Source organism: Rodentibacter rarus, from assembly GCF_001998965.1.
In the GTDB taxonomy this organism is placed as follows: domain Bacteria; phylum Pseudomonadota; class Gammaproteobacteria; order Enterobacterales; family Pasteurellaceae; genus Rodentibacter; species Rodentibacter rarus.
In genome coordinates this window covers 1-3118 of record NZ_MLHJ01000052.1, presented here as the reverse complement: position 1 = coordinate 3118, position 3118 = coordinate 1, and the positions used below count along the sequence as shown (strand labels likewise).

1 protein-coding gene is annotated in these 3118 nt (G+C 43.4%); it reads right to left on the bottom strand.

Annotated elements, in window-relative coordinates; all coding sequences use genetic code 11:
• Positions 1-131: 131 nt before the first annotated feature.
• Positions 132-3118: YadA-like family protein (locus BKK50_RS06260; RefSeq protein ID WP_208606196.1), on the bottom strand; the 2987-nt coding region annotated here is incomplete at its 5' end.

Genomic DNA, 3118 nt, shown 5'->3' with positions numbered 1-3118 from the left:
GTGTGTCCCTACAAGATAACAAAAAAGCAACATTGTGCAACTGCTGCATAATACCGAATAATACAAAAAGTGCGGTGAAAATTAAAAATTCACCGCACTTTTTATTTGTGATAGTTAGCTTTTGTGCTCAATTACCATTGATAACCGACACCCACTGAGCCACCCACTTCGCCACGGCTGTTGGTATCTCCTTGAAGTTTCAAGATAAGTTTACCGTTATCAGAGGCTCGAGAATAACCCACAGCGATAGCAGATTGATCTTTGTAAGCACCGGCTGAGACGGCAACCATAGACTTACCCGGTAAGTAAACTTGTGGTAAACCTGCGGCGGCACGGGCTCCCGCAAGACCTGCACGCAAATCTTTGGTGTTACGGTCGATCTTATTGTTAATATCACCGGCGGCTTCTTTTAACTGGCTAACATTAACCGCATCGTTAGGATTCGTCCCTCTTGCCACGTTAGTGATTTTTGTATTACCTGCATCAATACCGGTTGTATTATTAATACTAACCGGACCAACGTTCACGCTATTAAATTCAACATCGTCTTTAGTTGCCACAGAAATCACGCCATTATTTTGAGTGATTTGGATATTTTTACCTGCATCAATCGTCACAGTTTTACCCAGGTTCACGCTATAATTGCTTGAGCCTGAGACTTCACCCTTAGACGCTGTTGTGGTTAGCGTAAAGCCAGAGTTGTTTATTGCGTTTGCCACATCCCCTGCTGTTGCAAGTGCGGTCGGATTTTCCGGTGTATTGACTGAACCATCCACATTATTTGTTAATGGCGCGGTTTTCGCTGATACACGGCTACCCGTTACATTACCTGCATTGACCGTTGTACCTGAACCATCACGCTGCGTGTTGTAAGTGCCATCCGCTTGTTTGTAAAGCGTGTCACCAGCTGAGTTGGTATAAGTGATTTCCGTGGTTTTATCATCTACTGCGATATGATAAGTCACATTACTTACAGAACCATCAGAGGTCACATTTGCAACAGTGCCTGTACCATTGACAAAGTTCACGGTGTCATAAGGTTTTACAAAGTCTTTTGTGCTACCGTTTTCTTGCAAGTTCCAACCAGCATTCAATACATCACCTAATGTCGCTGCATTGCTGCCGGATTTATTCGCTACATTTGCCGCCTCTTCTGCACTAATAGGTGCTTGTTTTGTTGGCGCATTGGTTGAACTTGTTGTATCCGGTAAATTCGCTGCCATATTGGTGAAGGTTGCACCATTCACATTTACAGCTGGCGTAATGTCACCGTTTGCAACTGCTGTCTCTGTTGGTGTCATATTCACCACAGGCGCATCTTTGACATTCGCAGAGTCAATCGGGGCAACATTAGGATCGGTAGGATTTCCATTTTCATCCAACAGTGTACCGGCAGGGTAGTAATTACCATCCTGACCTTGTACAACCGGGTTACCGTTTGAATCTACTTTGCCAGGTTTACCAATTTTAACACTATTAAACTCGACATCATCTTTTGTGGCATAGGTGTAAGTGACGTTACCATCTTTAACATCTTGTTTAATTTCCATGTTTTGACCCGCTTCAAAGTTCACGGATTTACTTGGTTTAATTAATGTGTTTGTTGCACCACCGGTTGCGGTTGTTGAGTTAGTGTTCCAACCTGAATTATTAATTGCATTCGCAACATCATTTGCCGTAGCAAGTCTATTGCCGGCTTTTGCTTCTTCTGCTTGTGCCGCCTCTAATGCTTGTTGTAAATCAGGATCGGTTGGATTTGCCGCTAAAGCATCTTGCGCTTGTTTCACCGCATCTTTTGCAGCTTTCATTGGGTCTTTTATCGAACCATCTGTATCGGCTTCAACTTTAGCGGTATCCACATCCACTTTCACAACAGTCTTCGTAACAACTTCACCTTTTTCATCGGTTTGTTTCACTGTACCGGTGCTGACGATTGTACCTTTACCGTCTGCAAAACGAAGTTCGTCATTTGGATTGACTTTTTCATCTGTATTATTAAACGTGATACCGGATGTATCGGTTTCTTTACCCACAGTGAAACCGGATTCTTGAATGGCTTGCGCCACTTTGTTACCTGTCACAAATTTACTACCGTTATTGACAACTTGATCCGGTGTTAAATCTTTACCGTTTGCATCTTGGCGTGGTGTCACATTTCCATCACGCGGCAGACCCGTGGTCGGATCAATATCATCACGGTTATAAACCTTACCATTGACAATCACAACAGGGTTTCCATCAACTGTACCTTCGTTCGGTTTAATCACCTCACCTTCTTCCATTGCTACGGTAATTTCACGCACGCCATTTTTGGTTTCACCTGTGACGGTAATCCCGTTTTTACCAATAAATTTCACTTCGTTGGCATTTTTCACGGTATCCGTGTAGTTGTTACCTTCGGCAGAAACAACCCAACCCATTTTCGCAATATCACCAACAGTGACTGCACTTGACTCCCATTTCGCTTTATCCGCAGGGTTGGTTGGTTCGGTTAAATCCACTAAGGTATCTTTATCTGTTGGGTTTGTGGCATTAGCAGGATTATTTGTCGTCACTTCTTTTGTGCCTAATGCAGAAGCAATACCGTTAATTTGGCTGTTATCACCATTTACATCTTTTACACTTAGTGCAGTTGGTGGGTTATTAACCGTAATATTAGTGCTAGGATCATTAGGATCACGAGGTTTTAATGTTGTGTCAGTCGTTGAAACGCCTTTATCTGAGGTTAATGCCACCGCCGTATCATTTTTCACCGAGTTTGGAGCAATAGGTTGAACGCTCGGATCGACCGGATTTCCATTTTCATCCAACTGTGTACCGGCTGGGTAGTAGTTGCCATTTGAGGATTGAACAACAGGATTACCGTTTTTATCCACTTTGCCTGCTTTACCAATAGTGGCACTGTTTACCTCAATATTGCTTGATAAGCCATAAGTAATGGTGTGCTTATCTTGCGTGATTTCGAGGTTTTTCGCTGCCACAAAATTAAGCGTATCACCCGCTTTCACCGCCACGCCGGTGTTATCTGCCGCAGAGGTGATTTGTTCGTTTGTTTTGGTGGTATGTACCGTGTGGAATACATTGTTAATGGTATCCACGATATCGCCTACGGTTGCCA